This is a genomic window from Leclercia sp. 29361, from assembly GCF_011290365.1.
Lineage (GTDB): Bacteria > Pseudomonadota > Gammaproteobacteria > Enterobacterales > Enterobacteriaceae > Enterobacter > Enterobacter tamurae.
The window spans coordinates 3,276,258-3,299,035 of the sequence record NZ_CP049786.1 but is presented as its reverse complement, the minus strand read 5'-3'; the positions used below and the strand labels follow the sequence as shown (position 1 = coordinate 3,299,035).

The window sequence follows — 22,778 nt, the reverse complement described above, 5'->3', positions numbered from 1 at the left end:
TTTGGCAATCAGTGCTATAATGAATTTTTCTCTAACCTATTGAATTTAATGATTAATTTTAAAATTTTGTTTTTTAGTGCTTTATTTTTTAACTTTGCGTGCGGCAAAAAAGTTCCCTCATTTTTACAAATTGAAACATCTATGCGGCAATATGAAACATCTTAAAAGTTTTCGTATCATATTCTTATTGGATTATTCTGTATTTTTGAGGAGAATGAACTTGCCGACTGGTTAAGAGGGTTGATCAGTAAGCAGTGGTAATAAAAGACATATAACAGAGGGTTAAAATAATGAAAGTTAAAGTACTGTCCCTCCTGGTACCAGCACTGCTGGTAGCAGGCGCAGCAAATGCGGCTGAAATTTACAACAAAGACGGCAACAAATTAGATCTCTACGGCAAAGTAGACGGTCTGCACTATTTCTCTGATGACGAAGGCGCTGATGGCGATCAGACCTACATGCGTATCGGCTTCAAAGGCGAAACTCAGGTTAACGATCAGATCACTGGCTACGGTCAGTGGGAATACAACGTTCAGGCTAATGACACTGAAAGCAGCAGCAATCAGTCCTGGACGCGTGTGGCCTTCGCCGGTCTGAAATTCGCTGAAGCAGGTTCTTTCGACTATGGTCGTAACTACGGCGTGATCTACGACGTAACCTCATGGACCGACGTTCTGCCAGAATTCGGCGGCGACACCTACGGTTCTGACAACTTCCTGCAATCCCGTGGTAACGGCGTTGCGACCTACCGTAACCAGGACTTCTTCGGTCTGGTTGAAGGCCTGAACTTTGCTCTGCAGTACCAGGGTAAAAACGGCAGCGTCAGCGGTGAAAACGACACCGGTCGTAGCCTGCTGAAACAGAATGGTGACGGCTTCGGCGGCTCCCTGACCTATGACCTGGGCGAAGGCTTCAGCGTGGGTGCAGCAGCAGCCTCTTCCAAACGTACCGCAGACCAGAACGGCCCAGGCGTTTATGGCCGTGGCGACCACGCTGAAGTGTATAGCGGTGGCCTGAAATACGACGCGAATAACATCTATCTGGCAGCGCAGTACTCCCAGACTTACAACGCGACCCGTTTTGGTGACTCTCAGAGCGACGCCGACAACGCTGTTTACGGCTTTGCGAACAAAGCACAGAACTTCGAAGTGGTTGCACAGTACCAGTTCGACTTCGGCCTGCGTCCATCCGTGGCTTACCTGCAGTCTAAAGGTAAGGACATCGAAGGTAACGGCGACCAGGATCTGCTGAAATATGTTGATGTTGGCGCGACTTACTACTTCAACAAAAACATGTCCACCTATGTTGATTACAAAATCAACCTGCTGGATGCAAATGCCTTCACCGACCGTGCCGGCATCAGCACTGATGACATCGTAGCCCTGGGCCTGGTTTACCAGTTCTAAGTCTTACGCAGTAGTGCAAAAAGGGGCCAACTGGCCCCTTTTTTTGGCCTTACTATCAGCCCCTTACAAAGCCTGCTTTTTAGTGTACTCTTGCCGGTCTCAGGCTTGAGGATAATAACCAATGGAAATTACTTTTCTGCGCGTCGGTTTTCTGGCGACACTTTTTATGCTGTCTGCGTGCGATGCACCCACCCCTCCGGTCAAGAGCGAAACCGCTGCCGCGACGGTGCTGGAAGGCAAAACCATGGGCACCTTCTGGCGCGTTAGCGTGATTGATCTCCCGGCGGCCCGGGCGGAAGAGCTGCGTGGGAAGATCCAGTCCCAGCTGGACGGCGATGACCAGTTGATGTCTACCTATAAAAATGACTCCGCCCTGATGCGCTTTAATCACTCCCAGAGCACCTCCCCCTGGCCGGTGAGTGAGGCGATGGCCGATATCGTCACCGAGTCACTGCGGGTGGGTTATAAAACCAACGGCGCGATGGATATCACCGTCGGTCCGCTGGTTAACCTCTGGGGCTTTGGCCCGAACAAACAGCCGGTGAAAACTCCCGATCAGGCACAGATTGACGATGCCCGGGCGCAGACGGGCCTGCAGCATCTGACGGTCATCAATCAGTCCGGCAAGCAATACCTCGAAAAAGATATCCCCGATCTGTTCGTTGATCTATCGACGGTCGGAGAGGGCTATGCCGCCGATCACCTGGCACAACTGATGGCCGAAGAGGGGATCCCGCGCTACCTGGTGTCGGTGGGCGGGGCGCTGGTCAGCCGCGGCATGAATGCCAGCGATAAGCCCTGGCGCGTGGCGATCCAGAAACCCACCGATCGGCAAAATGCCGTGCAGGCCATTGTGGATATTAACGGCCACGGCATCAGCACCTCCGGCAGTTACCGTAACTATTATGAGCTGGACGGAAAACGCATCTCCCATGTGATCGATCCCCAGACCGGCCGCCCGATTACGCACAATCTGGTGTCGGTGACGGTGATCGCCCCGACAGCGCTGGAGGCCGATGCCTGGGATACCGGCCTGATGGTGCTGGGTACAGAGAAAGCCAAAGAGATCGTGCGCGAGCAGGGTCTGGCGGTCTATATGATCGTCCGCGAAGGGGAGGGCTTCAAAACCTGGATGTCCCCGCAGTTCGCCAGCTTCCTCGTCAACGGGGCGAATTAAAAAGCAAGGTTGCAGGTTTTTGTCGGGTGGCGTTCAGGCAGGCTAGGCGTATGCTTATATAAGGAGCCGATCATGAAAAAGCCGAACCTGATAAATGATGATCAACGCTGGCTGGCGGTGCTGGCCCGCGATGAGAGTGCCGACGGTCAGTTTGTGTTTGCCGTACAGACCACCGGCATCTTCTGCCGTCCCTCCTGCCGGGCGCGCCACGCTCTGCGCGAAAACGTTCGCTTTTACGCCGATGCCCGTCAGGCTGAGCTGGCGGGTTTTCGTCCCTGCAAGCGCTGCCGCCCGGATCAACAGGATCCCCAGGCGCAGCGGATCGCCACCATCGAAAAAGCCTGTCGCTTACTGGAGCAGGAGCAACCGCTGACGCTGGACATGCTGGCGCAAGCGGTGGCGGTGAGCCCGTATCACCTGCATCGTCTGTTCAAATCCTTCACCGGCATGACGCCGAAAGCCTGGCAGCAGGCGGCCCGGGCGAAACGACTCCGCGACGCCCTGGCCCAGGGCGAGAAGATCACCGATTCGGTGCTGGCGGCGGGTTTTCCCGACAGCAGCAGTTACTATCGCAAGGCTGACGCCACGCTGGGTATGACGGCGAAGCAGTACCGCAACGGCGGGGAGGAAACCACCGTGCGCTATGCCCTGAGCAACTGCACGCTGGGGCGCTGCCTGGTGGCGGAGAGCGCACGCGGTGTCTGCGCCATTTTACCCGGGGATGAGGACCGCGCCCTGATTGCCGAGCTGGAGACACTCTTTCCCCACGCCCAACGAGAACAGGCCGATGCCGCCTTCGCCGCGCGCGTCGCCCAGGTGATCGCCAGCGTGGATAATCACGCCGTGGCACTGGCCCTGCCACTGGATATTCGCGGTACCGCCTTTCAGCGTCAGGTCTGGCAGGCTCTGTGTGCCATTCCGGGCGGGGAGACCGCGAGCTATCAGCAGGTGGCCAACGCCATAGGTCATCCCGGTGCGGTGCGGGCGGTGGCCCGGGCCTGTGCCGCCAACAGGCTGGCGATTATTATCCCCTGCCACCGGGTGGTGCGTAGCGACGGCGGGCTCTCGGGCTACCGCTGGGGCACGGCCCGTAAAGCGGCGTTGCTGCGCCGTGAAGCCAATAAAGAGGAGGTATAATGCTGGATCTTTTTGCGGATGCTGAACCCTGGCAGGAGCCGCTGGCGCCCGGAGCGGTGATCCTGCGCCGCTTTGCGCGGGCAGGGGCCCCGGAGTTAATGCAGGGGATCGAACAGGTCGCCAGCGCCTCGCCGTTTCGCCAGATGGTCACCCCGGGGGGATACACCATGTCGGTGGCGATGACCAACTGCGGCGGACTGGGCTGGACTACCAATCAATGCGGCTACCTCTATTCTCCGGACGATCCCCTGACTGATACCCGCTGGCCGCCAATGCCGGACGCTTTTGCCGCCCTGTGCCATGATGCGGCCTGCGCGGCTGGTTATCCCGACTTTAAGCCGGACGCTTGTCTGATCAACCGCTACGCCATCGGGGCTAAACTCTCCCTGCATCAGGATAAGGACGAAGCCGACCTGCGGGCACCGATTGTCTCGGTCTCACTCGGCCTGCCCGCTGTCTTCCAGTTCGGCGGATTACGCCGTAACGATCCGCTGCAACGCCTGCTGCTGGAGCATGGTGACGTGGTGGTGTGGGGCGGGCCATCCCGCCTGTTTTATCACGGTATCCAGCCCCTTAAGCCGGGAGAACACCCTGTCACAGGGGAGTATCGCTACAACCTGACCTTCCGTCAGGCGGCGAATAACGAATAAAAATAAGAATTATTCTTGATGTAAGTGGCGAGCAGTTTACACTGCTGGCTGTTTTTTCTTGTCTGGATTGCTCTGCATGGAACTCCTGTTACTGGTCTGGCGTCAATACCGCTGGCCGTTTATTGCGGTGATGGCCTTAAGCCTGCTCAGTGCCGCCCTGGGCATTGGGCTGATCGCCTTTATTAACCTGCGTTTAATTGAAACGGTGGACACCACCCTGATGGTGTTGCCGGAATTTCTCGGCCTGCTGGTGCTGCTGATGGCGGTCACCCTGGGTTCGCAGCTGGCGCTTACCACCCTCGGTCACCACTTCGTTTTCCGCCTGCGCAGCGAGTTTATCAAGCGTATTCTGGATACCCAGGTTGAACGCGTCGAGCAGCTGGGCAGCGCCTCTCTGCTGGCCGGTTTAACCAGCGATGTGCGCTCAATCACCATCGCCTTTGTGCGTCTGCCGGAGCTGGTGCAGGGGATTATCCTGACCTTCGGGTCAGCCGCTTATCTGGCCTGGCTCTCCACCAAAATGCTGGCGATCACCGCCCTGTGGATTGTGATCACCATCTGGGGCGGTTACATGCTGGTGTCGCGCGTCTATAAACACATGGCGGTGCTGCGTGAAACCGAAGATAAGCTCTATAACGACTATCAGACGGTGCTGGAAGGGCGCAAAGAGCTGACCCTGAACCGCGAGCGCGCCGAGCACATCTTCAATAACCTCTATATCCCGGATGCCCGCGAATATCGCCACCACATTGTGCGGGCCGATACCTTCCACCTGAGCGCGGTCAACTGGTCAAATATCATGATGCTGGGGGCGATTGGCCTGGTCTTCTGGATGGCGAACAGCCTCGGCTGGGCGGATACCAACGTCGCCGCTACCTACTCGCTGACCCTGCTGTTCCTGCGTACGCCGCTGCTCTCCGCCGTCGGTGCGCTGCCGACCCTGCTCAGCGCCCAGGTGGCCTTTAACAAGCTGCGCAAGTTTTCGCTGGCCCCTTACAAAGCGGAATTCCCGCGCCCGCAGGCCTTCCCGGACTGGCAGACGCTGGAGCTGCGCAACGTCACCTTTACCTATCAGGACAACGACTTCTCTGTCGGACCGGTGAACTTAACCCTTAACCGCGGCGAGCTGCTGTTCCTGATTGGCGGTAACGGCAGCGGAAAATCGACGCTGGCGATGCTCCTCACCGGCCTGTATCAGCCCCAGTCGGGGGAGATCCTGCTGGACGGTAAACCGCTGAGCGCCGAAAAACCGGAAGATTACCGCAAGCTGTTCTCTGCGGTGTTCACCGACGTGTGGCTGTTCGATCAGCTGCTGGGCCCGGAAGGCAAGCAGGCCGATCCGGCGCTGGTGGAGAAGTGGCTGGCGCATCTGCAAATGTCGCACAAGCTGGAGCTGCAGAATGGCAAGATCCTCAACCTGAAGCTGTCGAAAGGGCAGAAGAAGCGCGTGGCGCTGCTGCTGGCGCTGGCGGAAGAGCGCGACATCATTCTGCTGGATGAGTGGGCAGCCGATCAGGACCCGCATTTCCGCCGCGAGTTCTACCAGGTACTGCTGCCGCTGATGCAGCAGATGGGTAAAACCATCTTCGCCATCAGCCATGACGATCACTACTTTATTCATGCCGACCGCCTGCTGGAGATGCGCAGCGGTCAGCTGAGTGAGTTGACCGGCGCTGAACGTGATGCCGCGTCGCGTGATGCGGTAGCCCGTACCGCCTGAGTATCAAATATGCCGGGGGCGGTTTCGCCGTCCCCGGTCTGTAACTGCCGCTTTTTTGTTCTTCCCGCCGATTCGTTTATTAAAATTTACACAACCCCACGCTATGCTTAATGCCAACTCATTTAATGGATTTATGAATTATGTCTGTATTGAATAAGAACAGCGCACGGCTGCGCGATGAAGAGCGTGCGCGCCTGATCTGGTTGATGACCACCGACAAAGCGCTTACCTCTACCCTGCTGGGTAAACTCACCCTGGCTGAGCAATATGACGTCGGCACCTTAGCCGACGATATTGCTGAGGTAGGGGCGCTGGTAGCCCATTTACCGCCGCCGGATCTTGCCGACACCCTCGAAGCCTTACCTTCGGAAGAGCGCCATGCCCTGTGGCGGCTGGTGCAGGATCACGAGCGTGGTCAGGTGCTGGTGGAGGCGTCCGAGAACGTCTGGGAAGATCTAATCGATGAGATGAGCGACGACGCGATCCTCGATGCGCTGCGTACCCTGGATATCGACGATCAGATCTATCTCGTTCAGCACCTGCCGCGCAACCTGACCGGACGCCTGCTGGCGTCGCTGCCGCCTCAGGAACGCGCCCGCGTCCACCAGGTCATGCACTATGAGCAAGACCGCGTCGGGGCGATCATGGAGTTCAGCGTGATCACCGTGCGCCCGGACGTCACCCTGGGCACGGTCCAGCGTTACCTGCGCCGGCTCGGTAAAATGCCGCAAAACACCGATAAGCTGTTTGTGACTTCCCGGGATAAAACCCTGCTCGGCGAGCTGGAGCTGCAGACCATTCTGCTCAACAGCGCCCAGAGCAAGGTCAGCGAGGTGATGGACCCCCAGCCGATGCTCTTCTCCCCGGAAGATGATGCTGAAAAAGCCGCCCGTACCTTTGAGCGTGACAACCTGCTCAGCGCCGCGGTAGTGGACGCCGTGGGCAAGCTGTTAGGGCGACTGACCATCGATGAGATTGTTGATGTGGTCTATAAAGAGACCGACAACGATATGCGCGCCCTCGGGGGCCTCAGTGCGGAAGAGGATGTTTATGCCCCGGTGAGCAAGGCGGTGAAAACCCGCTGGGCGTGGCTGGCGATCAACCTTTGTACCGCTTTTATTGCCTCCCGTGTCATCGATGGATTTGAACACACCATCTCCCAGCTGGTGGCCCTGGCCTCGCTGATGCCTATCGTGGCAGGCATTGGCGGCAATACCGGTAACCAGACCATCACCATGATTGTGCGCGCCCTGGCGTTGCAGCACATTCAGCCGGGCAACTTTACCTTCCTGATTTTGCGTGAGCTGGGCGTGGCGTTGATCAACGGCCTGGTGTGGGGCGGAATTATGGGTGGTATCACCTGGTGGCTATACGACGATATGGCCCTGGGCGGGGTGATGACCCTGGCGATGGTGCTGAACCTGCTGGTGGCGGCGATGATGGGGGTGATCATTCCGTTAACCATGACCCGCCTCGGGCGCGACCCCGCAGTGGGGTCGAGCGTGATGATCACCGCTATCACCGATACCGGCGGGTTCTTTATTTTTCTTGGTCTGGCGACGCTGTTTCTGCTGTAGCGGCGTTATGGCGTCGCAGGCGGGCAGGGAGGATCGCCATCAGGATAATCCCGCCCAGCACGCCAATTGCCAGATTGCCGGTTGAGACGGTGGCCGCGACGGTCACCAGCATCACCAGCGTTTCAGCCACAGGGGCCTCTTTGACGGTGCCCGGCTGAATACTGTGCCAGTTGAAGGTTTTCACCGCGACAATCGCCATGATCCCCGCCAGCACCGCCATCGGGATTTTGGCCATCACGTCGCTCAGGGCAGTGACCAGCAACAGCAGCACCAGCCCGGCGGCCAGGGTGGAGACGCGGCTGCGGCCTTTACCCATTTCGACGTTAACGATGGTCTGACCGATCATCGCGCACCCGGCGATCCCGCCAAAAAAGCCCGCCATGATATTGGCTACGCCCAGCCCCATGCTCTCGCGGCGCTTGCTGGACGGCGTGGCCGTCAGCTCATCCACCAGTTTCGCCGTCAGCAGCGACTCCATCAGGCCAACAAAGGCAATGCTCAGTGCGCAGGGCCAGATAATGCTCAGGGTATGCAGGTTAAGCGGCACCAGCATCTGGGTGATCCCCGGCAGACCGCCGCCGATCGAGCCTTCGTCGCCGACGGTCGGCAGCAGCTGGCCGCTGGTAACGGTAAACAGGGTCAGGACTACAATCGCAATCAGCGGAGAAGGAATACTTTTAATGTAGCGGGGCGCCCAGAGCACAATCAGCAGAGTCAGAACAAACAGGCCGACAATCAGCGGGCTTTTGCTCCAGAAATGCGGCACCTGGGCAAAGAAAATTAAAATCCCCAGCGCGTTCACAAACCCGGTCATCACTGACTGGGGAATAAAGCGCATCAGGCGCGCCATCCCCAGCGCACCAAACAGGATCTGGATCAGGCCCGCCAGCAGCACCGCCGGCAGAATATACTGCGCGCCATGCTGATGAACCATCGGCCCAATCACCAGCGCCACGGAACCCGCAGCGGCGGTCACCATCGCCGGGCGTCCGCCCATTACCGACAGCGCCAGGCACAGCACCACCGAGGCGAACAGGCTCACTTTCGGATCGACACCCGCCACAACCGAGAAGGAGATGACCTCCGGAATGAGCGCCAGGGCGGTGATGACACCGGCCAGGGTTTCACGCATCAACAGCGACGGAGAACGCAGAACCGATAAGGTCCGGGGAGAGGTATGGGTTTGAGACATAGTTTTTCGCAGGTTAGTGGCGCTGGGCAGGATCTGTGCGGCCGATCACAAAGGGCAGCATAGTAGCGGGAAAACGCCCAGGTTGCCAGCCCGGCAGCGTCATGCCCCTACAAACATCGCGACATTAATTATCATAATTACAATAATTATTTAACCTTTAAACAATATTTAATTATTGCTACCGTGGCGCCGCAATCGACTTCATCTGCATACATAGCGAACAAAACGCTTATTACGAAGGCACTAATTATGAAAAAAATGACTGCCCTGTTGCTGGCTGCGGCGGCAAGCTTTAGCGTTGCCCCGATGGCGGCGAAGGCTCAGGCATCGCAGGATCAGGAAACGGACGTTCTGTTAATTGGCGGCGGGATCATGAGCGCCACGCTGGGAACCTATCTGCACGAACTTGAGCCGAACTGGTCCATGACCATGGTTGAACGCCTGGACGGCGTGGCGCAGGAGAGCTCCAACGGCTGGAATAACGCCGGTACCGGCCACTCGGCCTTAATGGAGCTGAACTACACTCCGCAGAAGAAAGACGGCTCTATCAGCATTGAGAAAGCCGTGGAGATCAACGAAGCATTCCAGATCTCCCGTCAGTTCTGGTCTCACCAGGTGAACAGCGGCGTGTTGCACGATCCGCACAGCTTCATTAACACCGTCCCGCACATGAGCTTTGTCTGGGGCGACGACAACGTTAACTTCCTGCGCGGTCGTTATGCTGCCCTGCAGCAAAGCTCGCTGTTCCGCGGGATGAAGTACTCCGAAGATCACGCTCAGATCAAAGCGTGGGCGCCGCTGGTCATGGAAGGGCGAGACCCGAACCAGAAAGTGGCCGCCACCCGGACCGAAATTGGTACCGACGTGAACTACGGCGAAATTACCCGTCAGCTGGTGGGCTCTCTGCAGAAAAAAGAGAACTTCAACCTGTCGCTGAACAGCGAAGTGCGCGGCTTTAAGCGTAACGCGGACAACACCTGGAGCGTGACCGTTGCCGATCTCAAGCACAATGAAGAAGAGCACGTCATCAAGGCGAAGTTCGTCTTTATCGGTGCGGGCGGCGCGGCGCTGAAGCTGCTGCAGGAAACCGGTATTCCGGAAGCGGAAAACTATGCGGGCTTCCCGGTTGGCGGCCAGTTCCTGGTGTCGGAAAACCCGGAAGTGGTGAACCGTCATCTGGCGAAGGTGTATGGTCAGGCGTCCGTGGGCGCACCACCGATGTCGGTGCCGCACATCGACACCCGTATTCTTGACGGCAAGCGCGTGGTGCTGTTCGGGCCGTTCGCGACCTTCTCAACCAAGTTCCTGAAGAACGGTTCGCTGTGGGATCTGCTTAGCTCTACCACCACCTCGAACGTGGGACCCATGGTCGATGTCGGTCTGGATAACTTCGATCTGGTGAAATACCTGATTAGCCAGGTCATGCTCTCCGATGACGATCGCTTTGAGGCGCTGAAAGAGTACTACCCGGACGCGAAGCAGGCAGACTGGCGTCTGTGGCAGGCGGGTCAGCGCGTGCAGATCATCAAACGTGACGAAGAGAAAGGCGGCGTGCTGCGTCTGGGCACTGAAGTGGTCAGCGATAAAGAGGGCACCGTGGCCGCGCTGCTGGGGGCATCCCCGGGGGCATCCACTGCTGCACCGATCATGCTGCATCTGATGGAAAAAGTGTTCAAAGACAAAGTTGCCAGCCCGGAATGGCAGGCGAAGCTGAAGACCATTATTCCGTCTTACGGTACGGCGCTGAACGGCAACGTTGACGCTACCGAGCAGGAGCTGGAGTACACCAGCCGCGTACTGCAGCTGAAGTATGAAAAGCCGCAGGCACCGGATGCGGCGCCTCAGGCTGAGCCGCAGGCGACTTCCCAGCCGGAAAACAAACCGGTCGCGGATATCGCGCTCTGATACAAAAAAGCCGGGTTATCTGACCCGGCTTTTTTATTAACGCGCGACGGCGTTCCCGACCTTCTCGTCGGCCTGCCAGATGCGGTATTTCACCTCAATGTTTTCCGGCGTATAAACCACAATCGGCAGCTTGCTGTTGTAGCGCAGCAGACTGTGCTCACCCAGGTTAGCGGTCACAAATTTGGCGGTCTTTTTCCCTTCCGGACAGGCCATCATGGTAGAGACCGGCGAGGTGACCTTATCAAAGACGTAATAGTCATAGCCCCAGCCTTCCAGCGTCTTGCTGGTTAACTGCCCGCCGAGGCGGTGCACATTGCAGTCCACTTCCAGCGTCTGGCCGATCAACAGCTCAACTTTATAATTTGCTTCATCTTTCTGCGCGGGCAGGTCGATAACCTGGCGCTTCATCCCGTGCTCCGCCTGCGGATACGGGGCCGTTTTCTCAAGCGGTTGAGCGGCAGGGGCGGCATATGCGCTGGCACAGGCCAGGGCCAGCAGGGCGACGACGCTTTTAGGTGCGTTTTTCACAGTCATTCCTTTTTATGTCAAACGATTCACGCCTACACTATCATAAGTGGTGTTTATTGCCTTTATTTTATTTATATCTGGTTTATATCACTGGTTATTTGCCTTTATTGTGGTTTTAAATACTGGATTGGTGCCGGGGCGACGTTCGTGGTAGGGTGAGCGGCAATCATTGTTATTCATCTGTGAAGGAATAAATGCATGGTACGCCAAAAACTTAACACGCCGGCCGGGAAAAAATTTCTGCTGGCACTGCTGACGGTGTTTATGATCGCGGTGATTGGAGTGGGCCGTGTGACGATCGTCGGTGTGATTGAGCAGTACAACATCCCGCTGACGTCGTGGACCACCAGCATGTACGTTCTGCAATCGGCGATGGTGCTGGTCTACAGCACGGTCTTTACCGTTCTGCTGGCCATTCCGCTGGGGATTTTTTTCCTCGGGGACAGCGATAAGCACTGAGTTTTCCCGCTAGCAGGAGTGGCGCATGGTCTCCCGGTTTTCCACGCTGAGCCGGATCCCCAAAGGGGTCTGGGTGGTTGGCGGCGTCAGCATGTTGATGGATATCTCTTCGGAGATCATTCATAGCCTGTTACCGCTGTTTATGGTGACTACGCTGGGTGCCAGCGTCATCTTTATTGGCCTTATCGAAGGACTGGCGGAAGCCACGGCGCTGATCGTCAAGGTCTTCTCCGGCGCCATCAGCGACTATCTGGGGAAACGCAAAGGGCTGGCGCTGCTGGGCTACGGGCTGGGTGCAGCCAGCAAGCCACTGTTTGCGCTCGCCTCCTCGTCGGGGATGATCCTCGGGGCACGCTTAATTGACCGGGTAGGGAAGGGGATCCGCGGCGCGCCCCGTGACGCGCTGGTGGCCGACGTGACGCCGCCGGAACTGCGCGGGGCGGCATACGGGCTGCGTCAGTCGATGGACACCATCGGCGCGTTTCTTGGTCCGTTGCTGGCGGTCGGCATGATGCTGCTGTGGAACGACGATTTCCGCACCATCTTCTGGATCGCCGTTATCCCCGGCGTGCTTGCCGTCGCGCTGCTCTTTTTTGGCCTGCATGAACCCGCATCTCCCGTCACCCATAAACGCACCAATCCGATCAAAAAAGAGAATCTGAAACGCCTCGGGGCGAGCTGCTGGTGGGTGATTGGTCTCGGCGCGGTCTTTACCCTGGCCCGCTTCAGTGAGGCCTTTCTGGTGTTGCGAGCCCAGCAGGCGGATATTCCGCTGGCGCTGATCCCGCTGGTGATGGTCGCCATGAACCTGCTTTATGCCTTTTCTGCTTATCCGTTCGGCAAACTCTCTGACGTCATGAGCCACACCCGCCTGCTGCAGTGGGGGCTGGTAGTGTTGATCGCGGCGGATATCGTGCTGGCGCTCACCACCCACTGGGCGGGGATTATCCTCGGCGTGGCGCTGTGGGGCATCCATATGGGGATGACACAGGGACTGCTCACCGCGATGATCGCGAAAACGGCACCCGCCGATCTGCGCGGTACCGCCTTTGGTCTGTTCAGCATGGTGAGCGGCGTGGCGCTGCTGATTGCCAGCCTGGGCGCGGGGATCATCTGGGAAGTGTGGGGGGCGGAATATACCTTCTACGCCGGAGCGGCGATCTGCCTCGTGACCCTGGCTTATCTCCTCAGGCGACCGGCAGCGTTGTAAAGTGCGCAACTGCGGAAAATTATTCCGTTAAAAATTCGGAGAGTTAGCGCCGTTTTGTTACCAATGTGGTCCTTTCTATCAGGAGATTTTTATGAAAAGGACCACACTGTATTCCGCGCTGGCATCAGCTCTGCTGCTGCCGTCACTTTACGCTCATGCCGGCCCGCAGGCGCACGTTGTCTGCGCTTACAACCACACTCTGGGGGATGACGCCGTAATGATGTTCGGCAAAGTCAATCAGGCGATGTGGCACGACTTTTTTGGCAACACCCGCACCGATGCGTTCTCATCCTATGCCTCGCTGCGCAAGCAGTCAGAAACCACCTGCGATAACAAAGCCGACAGCTCGGCCTACTGGGTACCCTCCCTGCGTCTCCCGGACGGCACGGTGGTCAAGCCTGCTTACCAGAAAACTTACTACCAGGCGAACAACGTCGATCAATATCCCCTCAGCCCGTTCCCTGCCGGGCTGGCGATGGTGGCGGGGGATCATCACGGCACCAGGCCTAACTCGCGGATCACCTTTTTATGTGCCAACGGCAAAGGTTACAGCAATAAAATTGGGGAGGTGTGCGGCCTGAGAAAAGCCAAAGATGCGGTGCAGTTTAACATCGGCATCCAGTTCCCCAACTGCTGGGATGGCATCAACCTGAAGCCGCACCACGGGATGGCTAACGCGGCCTATGATGTGAAAGGGCAGTGTCCTTCCGGTTTCCCGGTGAAGATCCCGACAGTGAACATGAACGTGGCTTACGTGCTGCACGGTATCACCTCCCTGGATACCGCTAAAGCGCAGCTGTCCCTCGATCCCACCATGAACGGCGACGCGCGCGAGGAGCTCTGGGGCAGTCTGTACACCGCCCATGCCGACTTTATGAACGGCTGGACCGAAGAGGGGGCGCGCTTTATGACCGAGATGTGCATGAACCAGGGCATGGATTGCGGCACCAACGTTCCGTATGGCTATTCGAAAGCGAAGGCCAACGTCTGGGTGAGCAGCGAGGCGCCAACCACGCCGGTTCCGACGGCACAGACCCTGTTAATCCAGGATAACTGGAAAAACGGCGGTCGTACCCGTAACGTCGAGACCATGAGCCTGGTGAAATTTAAGATCCCTGCGCTGCCGACCGGCCAGGATCCGTCCCTGTTTAAGTACAAATTGCGTATCTTCGGTGGGAAAGTCGAAGCTAACGGCGCGGATCAGATCTTCTTCTATCCCGCCAGCAACGACTGGGATCCGGCCACCGTTACCTGGAAAAAACGGCCTTCCTGTAATTACAGTTCGGATGCGATCCTGTATCTCAACAACAAGCGTGAGTATCGGATGGTGGATGTCGACAAGGCGGTGCGTAAAGCGCTGGCCGCAGGGAAAACCGAGATCTCCTGGTACATCGGTGGCGACCGTCAGGGCAACCACTACCAGTTCAGCCCGGCGGATTCCAGAGAGAGCCTGATGCTGATGCTGACCGGGTACAAACATACTCCGGAAATCTGACAGGCATAAAAAAACCAACCGCAAGCGGTTGGTTTTTTTTGAGGAATTTTTGGTCGGCACGGAGAGATTTGAACTCTCGACCCTCGCCACCCCATGACGATGCGCTACCAGGCTGCGCTACGTGCCGACACGAAAATTTATACTACCTATTTCCGCGTTTAATGCAAGGTCAGTTCAGGTTAACTGATTAATTTTGAATCAGTTAGCGATGAACCGTTTTTCATCCGTCAACACCTGTAACAGCAGGCTGAGCTGCGGCGTCTGGTCGTTGAGTTTTTCACCCTGCAGGTTATAGGTTTTGTAATTCCCGTTGCTGCTCAGGACCAGCGTCAGGGCTGGCGTCGTGACGGCCAGCGTATTGTTGCTGGCGGCGGTCACCCAGTTGTGGCGACGGGTGGCGCTGAACAGATCCTGCCCCTGGGAATACTCATTGGCTGGCGTGCTGACGTGGAGCAGACGCTGCATCAGAGTGGTCATCACATCTTTATGATCGGTCAGCATGTTAATGCGCTGCGATGGCGTGCCAGGCCAGTGGATCACCAGCGGAACATGCAGGCGAGGGCGGGACCAGTCGACATCGTTGCGCTCGTTGCCCAGCGGCACGCCGTGACCCGCGGTGATCACCACCACCGTATTCTCCAGCTTGCCGGATTCACGCAGGGCGTTCAGCACCCGGGCAATCTGGGCATCCACATCGCCGGCAGCCTGAGCGTAGCGGCGGGCAAAGGTTTTCTGGTTACTGTCATCCAGGGTGGTGCCGTTGAAGGCAACCCAGGAGAACCAGCGGTTATCGTCCTGGGCATAGCGGTTCAGCCAGCTGATCCACTGTCCGGCGGTCTGAGCGTCGGACTGGCTGCGGGTGGCCGGCAGAGAGAAGTCGGACAGTAGCGCCTGACGGAAGAGCGGGCTGCTGAAGCCATCAGACGAGAACAGCCCCAGCTGGTAACCCTGCTGATTCAGGCCGGTGATCAGCGCCGCAGGAATACGCGACGACAGCACGCCGTCCATATAGCCCGGCGAAATGCCGTAGAACAGGCCGAAGATCCCGGTATCGGTGGCGTTACCGGAACTCATATGCTGGGTAAAGTTGATGTTCTTATCGGCAAACTCCGCCAGCGTCGGCATCTGCTTCTCAAAGCGCGAGTAGTTCAGGCCGTCAACGGTGATCAGCAGGACGTTCTGGCCCTGGCCCATATCACGGTAGCGCAGATCGCTGAGCGGATACTGCACCGATACCGCTTCGGGATCGCCTTGCTCAATCAGGCGGCGCTGATACTCCTGCGCATCCAGCAGGCCGTGTTTCTCGAGGAAGCGGCGGGCGGTCATCGGATAGGAGAGCGGCAGGTTTGCGCGCTGCATGGTGATCGGCCGATAGAAGTTGGCATCCGCCCAGATATACATGAAGTGCGAGCCGATAAAGGCCACGAAGAACAGAGCGGCAACCGGTTTGGCGTAGCGACGACGACGCGTCAGGCTGCGCAGCTTTTGCCAGCTCCAGGTGGCAAACAGCATCTCAATCAGCAGGATAATGGGCACGCTGATAAACATCAGCTGCCAGTCACGCGCGGTTTCGTTCTGGTCGGGGTTAATCACCAGTTCCCAGACGACAGGATTTAGATGCAGGTGGAAACGGGTAAAGACTTCGCTGTCGATAAGCAGCAGCGTCATGCCCACAGTGGCCAGGATCGCGGAGACAAACCGCATCAGCCGCTGCGACATGACGACAAAGGTCAGCGGGAAGAGGATCAGTAAATAGGTGGCGAAGACCAGAAAGCTGAAATGGCCTATGACGCTCATCCACGAATAGACGCGTCCGGCCAGTGTTGTCGGCCAGTCGGCGACAAACAGATAACGACTGCCCAGCACCATCGCCAGCAGAATGTTAAACAGGGCAAACCAGTGCCCCCAGCTAACCATCTGGGAGACTTTTTCACGGTAGCGCTGACGATTCGTCACCATAAACTGTCGTTCGTTTCCCTTAGTGCGCCTGGTCGTCGTTAACCGAGGACTGTAAGGCCTGAGCGAAAGATTTCGCGATCGCCTGGCGCTGGGCCGGCGCAACGCTGGTATTGATAAGGTTAGTCACCATATTGCCCAGAACCATCAGGGAAAGGTCGGTTGGCGCCTTATGTTTTTCCAGTACGTTGAGCAGCTCACTGAGCATTTGTTCAACGTGTTCATCACTGTAGCGGGAGAGTTGTGGCATAAATCGAAATCTGTTTGTAGAGGAAAGGGCAACATATTACCGTAGCAACAGCTTTTTTTCCCCTTTTTTATCTTCGGTTGCATACATGTCTGGCGGGTGGTTGAATACGGCCCGGTCTAAAAGGAGAGTTTATCATGAGTCTGGATATCAACCAGATTGCCCTGCACCAGCTTATCAAGCGTGATGAGCAAACCCTTGAGCTGGTGCTGCGCGATTCGTTACTGGAACCTACCCCTACCGCGGTTGACATGATCGCGGAGCTGCACCGGGTGTACAGTGCCAAAAACAAAGCCTATGGCCTGTTCAGCGAAGAGAGTGAACTGGCGCAGACCCTGCGCCTGCAGCGTCAGGGCGAAGAGGATTTCCTCGCCTTCAGCCGGGCCGCTACCGGCCGTCTGCGCGATGAACTGGCAAAGTACCCGTTTGCCGACGGTGGGATCGTCCTGTTCTGCCACTATCGTTACCTGGCGGTGGAGTACCTGCTGGTAGCGGTGCTGAACAACTTAAGCAGCATGCGCGTCAATGAGCAGCTGGATATCAGCTCTACCCACTATCTGGATATCAACCACGCGGATATCGTGGCGCGTATCGATTTGACCGAATGGGAAACCAATCCGGAATCGACCCGCTATCTGACCTTCCTGAAAGGGCGGGTAGGGCGCAAGGTGGCCGACTTCTTTATGGATTTCCTCGGTGCCAGCGAAGGCCTGAACGCCAAAGCACAGAACAAAGGCCTGCTGCAGGCGGTGGATGACTTCACCGCGGAGGCCGAGCTGGACAAATCCGAGCGCCAGAACGTGCGTCAGCAGGTATACGCCTACTGCAACGAGCAGCTGCAGGCGGGAGAGGAGATCGAGCTGGAATCCCTCTCTAAAGAGCTGGCCGGCGTCAGCGAAGTGAGTTTCCAGGACTTTACGGCAGAGAAAGGCTATGAGCTGGAAGAGAGCTTCCCGGCGGATCGCAGCACCCTGCGTCAGCTCACCAAATTTGCCGGTAGCGGCGGTGGGTTAACCATTAACTTCGATGCCATGCTGCTGGGCGAGCGCATTTTCTGGGATCCGGCGACCGACACGCTGACCATTAAAGGCACCCCGCCAAACCTGCGCGATCAGCTGCAGCGTCGCACTTCCGGCGGTAAATAACAGCCATAAAAAAACCCCGCAATGCGGGGTTTTTTCTCGATACGTTAGCGATTACGCGCGAACGAAGTCGATGTGAGACAGTTTTGGCTTGAACGGGTGACGCTGAACAGCCTGAACCTTCACTTTTTCTTCTTTACCGTCAACAACCAGGGTCAGAACTTCGCCGTAAAAACCAGGCTTGTCCTGCAGGTTCCACACTTTGTCGTGGTCCAGTTCGATTGCGATCGGAGCAGCTTCGCCGCCATAGATGATGGCAGGGAATTTGTTTGCTACGCGCAGGCGGCGGCTCGCACCCTTGCCCTGCTCTTTACGTGCTTCTACATTGATAGTTAACATTGATTTCTCTCTGTACATATTATTCCTGCTACAGGCGACCCAGCAGCAGGTAAGTGTTCAGCCTCACGGATGTGAAGCGGGCGGCATTTTATACTCAAATGACCCGCACATCAATGAAAAGTCCCTTTATCCCCGTAATTCATTGGCCCGGCGGTAGCGACCTTCATAATCAAAAACCTTTTCACGCACCTGCCAGAACTGCCCTTTTTTCCGCGCCACCACGAAGTCAGGGTGGCGCAGCAGCGGCTGTTGATGGACGATGTCCGCCGCGGTTATCCAGCGCAGCGGCACACCCGGCGTGCGGGTATGCGGGCGGATAAACAGCTGCTCAAAGGCGGTACGCTGGGCGGGCGTCTGCAGACGGAAGCGCTCACTCACATCAGCGCCATCCTCATCGTAATAGGTAATTTTCAGCCATTCGCCTTTCTCATCCGCGCCGTGGGCCAGCACCATCCCGCTGCAGCGCAGCACCAGCGCGTCCTTCAGCTTCAGGGCCGCTTTCAGCATATCGTCGGGATCGACCAGCACCGTATCGCAGGCGCGACAGCGGCGGGCGGCAATGTCGTTTTCGGCATTGCACTGCGGACAGTTTTTAAAGCGGAAGCGGTAGTCGCACTGCTCGCGATGGCCCTCGTCATCTTCAAACCAGCCCTGACAGCGGCGGCCAAAGTGTTCAATCAGGGTGCCATCGGCGGTGGTTTTGCCCCAGAAGGTGTTGGCAAACCCGCAGTCGGGACAAAATACCTGCACGGGGACGTTGTCACTTTTCCCCTTTGGCGCACCCACTTCCGGGGCGTACAGGTCGTGTGGGTTCCCGGCGTAATCCAGAATCAGGCAGTCGGTTTTGCCGGGGGCTAAACGCAGGCCGCGGCCGACAATCTGCTGATAGAGGCTGACCGATTCAGTCGGACGCAGAATGGCGATCAGATCCACGTGCGGGGCGTCAAAGCCGGTAGTGAGCACTGACACATTGACCAGGTAGCGGAACTGCTGCGCTTTAAAATCGTCAATCAGTCGATCGCGCTCGTTGCCCGGCGTTTCGCCGGTGATAAGCCGCGCTTCGCTGGGGGGCAGCAGGCCGGTGATTTCCCGGGCGTGCTCCACGGTGGCGGCAAAAATCATCACCCCTTTGCGTTCGGCGGCAAACTCCATTATCTGGCTGATGATGTGCGGGGTAATACGATCCTGCTTTTTCAGCTCGTGGTTGAGATCCGCCTCGCTGAACAGGCCGTTGCTCTGCACCTGCAGCCGGCTGAAATCATACTGCACTACCGGCATGTCCAGCCGCTCCGGCGGCGTCAGGTAGCCATGTTTAATCATGTAGCGCAGGGGCAGCTCGTAAATGCAGTCGCGGAACAGCGCCTTTTCATTGCCGCGCACCATGCCGTGATAATGAAAGCGGTAGATCCAGCCTTTACCGAGGCGGAACGGGGTGGCGGTAAGCCCCAGCAGACGGATGTGAGGGTTCACGCTCTTCAGGTGGGCCAGGATCTGCTGATACTGGCTGTCGTCGTCATCGCTGATGCGATGGCACTCATCCACGATCAGCAGCGAGAACTCGCTCTGAAACTTGTCCAGATTGCGCGCCACCGACTGCACGCTGCCAAATACCACTTTGCCGTGGCTCTCTTTGCGCTGTAACCCGGCGGCAAAAATATCGGCCTCGAGGCCCAGCGCCAGATACTTGGCATGGTTCTGCGCCACCAGCTCTTTGACGTGCGCCAGCACCAGCACGCGCCCGCGTGCCAGGCGCGCCAGCTCGGCGATCACCAGGCTTTTGCCCGCCCCGGTGGGCAGGACGATGGCGGCCGGTTCTTTATGCTGACGAAAGTGGGCGAGGGTGGCGTCCACGGCTTCCTGTTGATAGGGGCGAAGTGTAAAGGTCATGGTTACTCAGCTTTGTTATCCCGCATATAGTATGCCACGAAACTTTTTCCCTTGAGTGGCGAACAGAGCCCGTTATACTGAGCTGTTGTTAACTGCTTCTTTTCCGGGCGCCTCGTCCGGCTCCTGGCACCTTTAAGGCTAAAATTATTTCATGCGACTTGATAAGTTTATCGCTCAGCAACTCGGCGTAAGCCGCGCTATTGCTGCGCGTCTGATTCGCGGCAGCCACGTTACTGTGGATGACGATATTGTGCGAGACAGCGCGTTCAAACTCCAGCCTGAGCATCAGGTGGAATATGAAGGCAATTCGCTGACCCAGCAGAACGGCCCGCGTTACTTCATGCTCAATAAGCCGCAAGGCTATGTCTGCTCGACTGACGATCCCGATCATCCGACCGTGCTCTACTTCCTGGATGAGCCTGTGGCACACAAGCTGCACGCCGCCGGACGTCTGGATATCGACACCACCGGCCTGGTGCTGATGACCGATGATGGTCAATGGTCGCACCGTATTACCTCGCCGCGCCACCAGTGCGAGAAGACCTATCTGGTGAACCTCGAATCGCCGGTGAGCGACAGCACGGCAGAACAATTCGCCCATGGCGTCCAACTGCATAATGAAAAAGATCTGACTAAGCCCGCGGTGCTGGAAGTGATCACCCCTACCGAAGTGCGTCTGACCATCAGCGAAGGGCGCTACCATCAGGTAAAACGCATGTTTGCTGCCGTGGGTAACCACGTTGTCGGTCTGCATCGCGAACGGATCGGCGAGATCGCTCTCGACCCGGACCTTGCGCCAGGCGAATACCGCCCGTTGACGGAAGAAGAAATTGCCAGCGTTGGCCTCTCTTCCCGCTAATTTCAGGAGTTAACTGTGACCACCAGGCCACAATCGTCGTTCAGCATTGTCTTTATCCTTGGCCTGCTGGCCATGCTGATGCCGCTGTCCATCGACATGTATCTGCCCGCGCTGCCGGTGATCGCTGAGCAATTTGGCGTCCCGGCGGGTAGCGCACAAATGACCCTCAGCACCTATATCCTCGGCTTTGCCCTCGGCCAGCTGCTGTACGGGCCGATGGCCGACAGCCTGGGCCGCAAACCGGTGGTGCTGGGCGGGACGCTGGTGTTTGCCGCTGCCGCAGCGGCCTGTGCGATGGCGCAGTCCATCGATCACCTGATTGTGATGCGTTTCTTCCACGGCCTGGCAGCCGCGGCGGCCAGCGTGGTGATCAACGCCCTGATGCGTGATATCTACCCGAAAGAAGAGTTCTCCCGCATGATGTCATTCGTCATGCTGGTCACCACCGTTGCGCCGCTGGTAGCCCCGATGGTCGGGGGCGCGGTGCTGGTGTGGTTCAGCTGGCACGCGATTTTCTGGATCCTGGCGCTGGCGGCCCTGCTGGCCTCGGCGATGATCTTCTTCTTTATTAAGGAAACCCTGCCCGCTGAGCATCGGCAGAAGTTTCATATCCGCACCACTCTCGGTAACTTTGCCTCACTGTTTCGCCATAAGCGCGTTCTGAGCTATATGCTGGCCAGCGGCTTCAGCTTTGCCGGGATGTTCTCCTTCCTCAGCGCCGGGCCGTTTGTCTACATCGAGCTTAACCACGTCTCCCCGCAGCATTTTGGCTACTACTTTGCGCTGAACGTGGTGTTCATCTTTGTGCTGACCATGATTAACAGCCGCTTCGTCCGCAAGGTGGGGGCGCTGAACATGTTCCGCATCGGACTGTGGATCCAGTTCGTGATGGCGGTGTGGATGGTGGTGACTGCCTTCTTCGACGTCGGCTTCTGGACGCTGGTGGTGGGGATCGCGGCGTTTGTCGGCTGTATCTCGATGGTGTCGTCTAACGCGATGGCGGTGATCCTCGACGAGTTCCCGCATATGGCCGGGACCGCCTCCTCCCTGGCGGGCACTTTCCGCTTCGGCATTGGCGCCATTGTTGGGGCGCTGCTGTCGCTCGCGACCTTTACCAGCGCCTGGCCGATGCTCTGGTCAATTGCGTTGTGCGCCACCGGCTCAATTCTGTTTTGCCTCTACGCCAGTCGGCCCCGAAAAGCGGTGAAATAACGCACAAGAAAGGGTCCCGATGGGGCCCTTTTTTGATTCGGGTCAATCAAAACCGGTTTCTCTGAGGCCATGTTTGTTTCTTTTATGTAAAATATATTTGTGTAAATAGTCACAGCTTTGTACCTAAAAAGGTTGTGTTAGATCACAGAAACGGGTACATATAGCGCCGCTATCGATCTGAAACACTGACTAAAAGCCCTGATAAATAAGACGCCAGAGCCCGCAGGAACTGGGTGTAAGCGTTTTCTTACTCAAAACAGAGCAAGTGTTTAATGATGTGTTACTATAAATGTAAATAGATTGTGAAGTATATTGTGCTTCCGGGGAACAGACGTGAATACATTACAGCTCTCCATTATTCATCGCTTGCCGCAAAGCTATCGCTGGTCGGCGGGTTTTGCAGGCTCGAAGGTTGAACCGATTCCGCAAAATGCCGCGAACGGTGACAACTGTCTGGTGGCGCTCAAGCTGCTGGGCCCGGAAGAGGGCAACGCATGGCCGGTGATGGAAAAACTGAGTCAGGCCCTGACCGATATTGAGCTTTACAGCTCGGTCCTGGAGTGCGAAGGCGAGCCGTGCCTGTTCGTGAAAAGCCAGGATGAGTTCGCGGCGACCTGCCGCCTGAAAAACTTCGGGGTGGCGATCGCCGAATCCGTAGCAGGTCAGGCTCCTGTCTGAGC

Annotated in this window: 19 protein-coding genes, 1 tRNA gene and 1 pseudogene; 14 read left to right on the top strand and 7 right to left on the bottom strand. The window is 57.4% G+C overall.

The genetic code is table 11. The features are described 5' to 3' along the window. Positions 1 to 290: 290 nt before the first annotated feature. The 6 genes from G7090_RS15780 (at position 291) to mgtE (ending at position 7,667) form a co-directional block, all read left to right on the top strand. The gene (locus G7090_RS15780) at positions 291 to 1,406 is read left to right on the top strand and encodes a porin OmpC (protein WP_166183026.1); all 1,116 of its coding nucleotides are present in this window, start codon (positions 291 to 293) and stop codon (positions 1,404 to 1,406) included. A gap of 121 nt (positions 1,407 to 1,527) precedes the next feature. After that, on the top strand, positions 1,528 to 2,583 hold the full coding sequence (apbE, locus tag G7090_RS15775) for an FAD:protein FMN transferase ApbE (protein ID WP_166183025.1): 1,056 nt from the start codon (positions 1,528 to 1,530) through the stop codon (positions 2,581 to 2,583). Positions 2,584 to 2,655: 72 nt separating this feature from the next. After that, positions 2,656 to 3,720 carry a bifunctional DNA-binding transcriptional regulator/O6-methylguanine-DNA methyltransferase Ada gene (gene ada / locus G7090_RS15770; RefSeq protein WP_166183024.1) on the top strand — a complete coding sequence of 355 codons (1,065 nt, stop codon included), beginning with the start codon at positions 2,656 to 2,658 and terminating at the stop codon, positions 3,718 to 3,720. Next, positions 3,720 to 4,370, top strand: coding sequence for a DNA oxidative demethylase AlkB (alkB, locus tag G7090_RS15765; RefSeq protein WP_166183023.1), 651 nt, complete (start codon positions 3,720 to 3,722; stop codon positions 4,368 to 4,370). The genes ada and alkB overlap by 1 nt, the downstream gene beginning before the upstream one ends. A 76-nt stretch (positions 4,371 to 4,446) precedes the next feature. Next, positions 4,447 to 6,090, top strand: a complete 1,644-nt coding sequence (locus tag G7090_RS15760) for a multidrug ABC transporter permease/ATP-binding protein (RefSeq protein ID WP_166183022.1) — start codon at positions 4,447 to 4,449, stop codon at positions 6,088 to 6,090. Positions 6,091 to 6,230: 140 nt separating this feature from the next. Then, on the top strand, positions 6,231 to 7,667 hold the full coding sequence (mgtE, locus tag G7090_RS15755; RefSeq protein ID WP_166183021.1) for a magnesium transporter: 1,437 nt from the start codon (positions 6,231 to 6,233) through the stop codon (positions 7,665 to 7,667). On the opposite strand, the pseudogene G7090_RS15750 reads toward mgtE, so the two are convergent. Beyond that, positions 7,630 to 8,920, bottom strand: a pseudogene (locus G7090_RS15750) (SulP family inorganic anion transporter). The gene mgtE and the pseudogene G7090_RS15750 overlap by 38 nt on opposite strands. Before the next feature lie 188 nt (positions 8,921 to 9,108). On the opposite strand from G7090_RS15750, the gene mqo reads away from it, so the two are divergent. Then, on the top strand, positions 9,109 to 10,764 hold the full coding sequence (gene mqo / locus G7090_RS15745; protein ID WP_166183019.1) for a malate dehydrogenase (quinone): 1,656 nt from the start codon (positions 9,109 to 9,111) through the stop codon (positions 10,762 to 10,764). A gap of 36 nt (positions 10,765 to 10,800) precedes the next feature. Here mqo and eco read toward each other — a convergent pair whose 3' ends face one another. After that, positions 10,801 to 11,298, bottom strand: coding sequence for a serine protease inhibitor ecotin (gene eco, locus G7090_RS15740; protein WP_166183018.1), 498 nt, complete (start codon positions 11,296 to 11,298; stop codon positions 10,801 to 10,803). A 192-nt stretch (positions 11,299 to 11,490) separates the two neighbouring features. Here eco and G7090_RS15735 point away from each other — a divergent pair, with 192 nt between their 5' ends. From G7090_RS15735 to G7090_RS15725, 3 genes are all read left to right on the top strand, one after another. After that, complete coding sequence (locus G7090_RS15735) at positions 11,491 to 11,751, top strand: DUF2534 family protein (RefSeq protein WP_106995385.1); 261 nt, start codon at positions 11,491 to 11,493, stop codon at positions 11,749 to 11,751. Positions 11,752 to 11,776: 25 nt separating this feature from the next. After that, the gene (locus G7090_RS15730) at positions 11,777 to 12,961 is read left to right on the top strand and encodes an MFS transporter (protein ID WP_166183017.1); all 1,185 of its coding nucleotides are present in this window, start codon (positions 11,777 to 11,779) and stop codon (positions 12,959 to 12,961) included. Between the two features lie 91 nt (positions 12,962 to 13,052). Next, the gene (locus G7090_RS15725) at positions 13,053 to 14,456 is read left to right on the top strand and encodes a DUF1996 domain-containing protein (RefSeq protein WP_166183016.1); all 1,404 of its coding nucleotides are present in this window, start codon (positions 13,053 to 13,055) and stop codon (positions 14,454 to 14,456) included. A 50-nt stretch (positions 14,457 to 14,506) separates the two neighbouring features. Here the strand turns inward: G7090_RS15725 and G7090_RS15720 are convergent. The 3 genes from G7090_RS15720 to G7090_RS15710 form a co-directional block, all read right to left on the bottom strand. Further along, positions 14,507 to 14,583, bottom strand: a tRNA-Pro gene (locus G7090_RS15720). 71 nt (positions 14,584 to 14,654) lie between these two features. Continuing rightward, positions 14,655 to 16,415, bottom strand: a complete 1,761-nt coding sequence (gene yejM / locus G7090_RS15715) for an LPS biosynthesis-modulating metalloenzyme YejM (RefSeq protein ID WP_106995382.1) — start codon at positions 16,413 to 16,415, stop codon at positions 14,655 to 14,657. 19 nt (positions 16,416 to 16,434) lie between these two features. After that, positions 16,435 to 16,662, bottom strand: a complete 228-nt coding sequence (locus G7090_RS15710; protein WP_032612681.1) for a YejL family protein — start codon at positions 16,660 to 16,662, stop codon at positions 16,435 to 16,437. Between the two features lie 134 nt (positions 16,663 to 16,796). Here G7090_RS15710 and yejK point away from each other — a divergent pair, with 134 nt between their 5' ends. Next, positions 16,797 to 17,804 carry a nucleoid-associated protein YejK gene (yejK, locus tag G7090_RS15705; RefSeq protein ID WP_106995381.1) on the top strand — a complete coding sequence of 336 codons (1,008 nt, stop codon included), beginning with the start codon at positions 16,797 to 16,799 and terminating at the stop codon, positions 17,802 to 17,804. Between the two features lie 51 nt (positions 17,805 to 17,855). Here yejK and rplY read toward each other — a convergent pair whose 3' ends face one another. Together rplY and G7090_RS15695 are read right to left on the bottom strand one after the other, a co-directional pair. Further along, positions 17,856 to 18,140 carry a 50S ribosomal protein L25 gene (gene rplY / locus G7090_RS15700; RefSeq protein ID WP_106995380.1) on the bottom strand — a complete coding sequence of 95 codons (285 nt, stop codon included), beginning with the start codon at positions 18,138 to 18,140 and terminating at the stop codon, positions 17,856 to 17,858. Positions 18,141 to 18,266: 126 nt separating this feature from the next. Further along, positions 18,267 to 20,027, bottom strand: a complete 1,761-nt coding sequence (locus G7090_RS15695; RefSeq protein WP_166183015.1) for a DEAD/DEAH box helicase — start codon at positions 20,025 to 20,027, stop codon at positions 18,267 to 18,269. A 151-nt stretch (positions 20,028 to 20,178) separates the two neighbouring features. Here G7090_RS15695 and rsuA point away from each other — a divergent pair, with 151 nt between their 5' ends. The 3 genes from rsuA (at position 20,179) to G7090_RS15680 (ending at position 22,776) form a co-directional block, all read left to right on the top strand. Then, entirely contained in the window at positions 20,179 to 20,886 is a 708-nt protein-coding gene (gene rsuA, locus G7090_RS15690) for a 16S rRNA pseudouridine(516) synthase RsuA (protein ID WP_106995378.1), read from the top strand. Between the two features lie 15 nt (positions 20,887 to 20,901). Continuing rightward, complete coding sequence (locus G7090_RS15685; RefSeq protein ID WP_166183014.1) at positions 20,902 to 22,098, top strand: Bcr/CflA family multidrug efflux MFS transporter; 1,197 nt, start codon at positions 20,902 to 20,904, stop codon at positions 22,096 to 22,098. Positions 22,099 to 22,431: 333 nt separating this feature from the next. Continuing rightward, positions 22,432 to 22,776 carry a YejG family protein gene (locus G7090_RS15680; RefSeq protein ID WP_106995376.1) on the top strand — a complete coding sequence of 115 codons (345 nt, stop codon included), beginning with the start codon at positions 22,432 to 22,434 and terminating at the stop codon, positions 22,774 to 22,776. The last annotated feature ends 2 nt before the right edge of the window (positions 22,777 to 22,778 follow it).

Excerpts from the sequence above, each read along its gene's own strand:
- rsuA (WP_106995378.1), top strand. The coding sequence starts at position 20,179 with ATGCGACTTGATAAGTTTATCGCTCAGCAACTCGGCGTAAGCCGCGCT.
- G7090_RS15735 (WP_106995385.1), top strand. The coding sequence starts at position 11,491 with ATGGTACGCCAAAAACTTAACACGCCGGCCGGGAAAAAATTTCTGCTG.
- alkB (WP_166183023.1), top strand. The coding sequence starts at position 3,720 with ATGCTGGATCTTTTTGCGGATGCTGAACCCTGGCAGGAGCCGCTGGCG.
- G7090_RS15725 (WP_166183016.1), top strand. The coding sequence starts at position 13,053 with ATGAAAAGGACCACACTGTATTCCGCGCTGGCATCAGCTCTGCTGCTG.
- ada (WP_166183024.1), top strand. The coding sequence starts at position 2,656 with ATGAAAAAGCCGAACCTGATAAATGATGATCAACGCTGGCTGGCGGTG.
- G7090_RS15780 (WP_166183026.1), top strand. The coding sequence starts at position 291 with ATGAAAGTTAAAGTACTGTCCCTCCTGGTACCAGCACTGCTGGTAGCA.
- G7090_RS15695 (WP_166183015.1), bottom strand. The coding sequence starts at position 20,027 with ATGACCTTTACACTTCGCCCCTATCAACAGGAAGCCGTGGACGCCACC.
- mgtE (WP_166183021.1), top strand. The coding sequence starts at position 6,231 with ATGTCTGTATTGAATAAGAACAGCGCACGGCTGCGCGATGAAGAGCGT.
- G7090_RS15760 (WP_166183022.1), top strand. The coding sequence starts at position 4,447 with ATGGAACTCCTGTTACTGGTCTGGCGTCAATACCGCTGGCCGTTTATT.
- rplY (WP_106995380.1), bottom strand. The coding sequence starts at position 18,140 with ATGTTAACTATCAATGTAGAAGCACGTAAAGAGCAGGGCAAGGGTGCG.
- apbE (WP_166183025.1), top strand. The coding sequence starts at position 1,528 with ATGGAAATTACTTTTCTGCGCGTCGGTTTTCTGGCGACACTTTTTATG.
- G7090_RS15730 (WP_166183017.1), top strand. The coding sequence starts at position 11,777 with ATGGTCTCCCGGTTTTCCACGCTGAGCCGGATCCCCAAAGGGGTCTGG.
- yejK (WP_106995381.1), top strand. The coding sequence starts at position 16,797 with ATGAGTCTGGATATCAACCAGATTGCCCTGCACCAGCTTATCAAGCGT.
- mqo (WP_166183019.1), top strand. The coding sequence starts at position 9,109 with ATGAAAAAAATGACTGCCCTGTTGCTGGCTGCGGCGGCAAGCTTTAGC.
- G7090_RS15710 (WP_032612681.1), bottom strand. The coding sequence starts at position 16,662 with ATGCCACAACTCTCCCGCTACAGTGATGAACACGTTGAACAAATGCTC.
- yejM (WP_106995382.1), bottom strand. The coding sequence starts at position 16,415 with ATGGTGACGAATCGTCAGCGCTACCGTGAAAAAGTCTCCCAGATGGTT.
- eco (WP_166183018.1), bottom strand. The coding sequence starts at position 11,298 with ATGACTGTGAAAAACGCACCTAAAAGCGTCGTCGCCCTGCTGGCCCTG.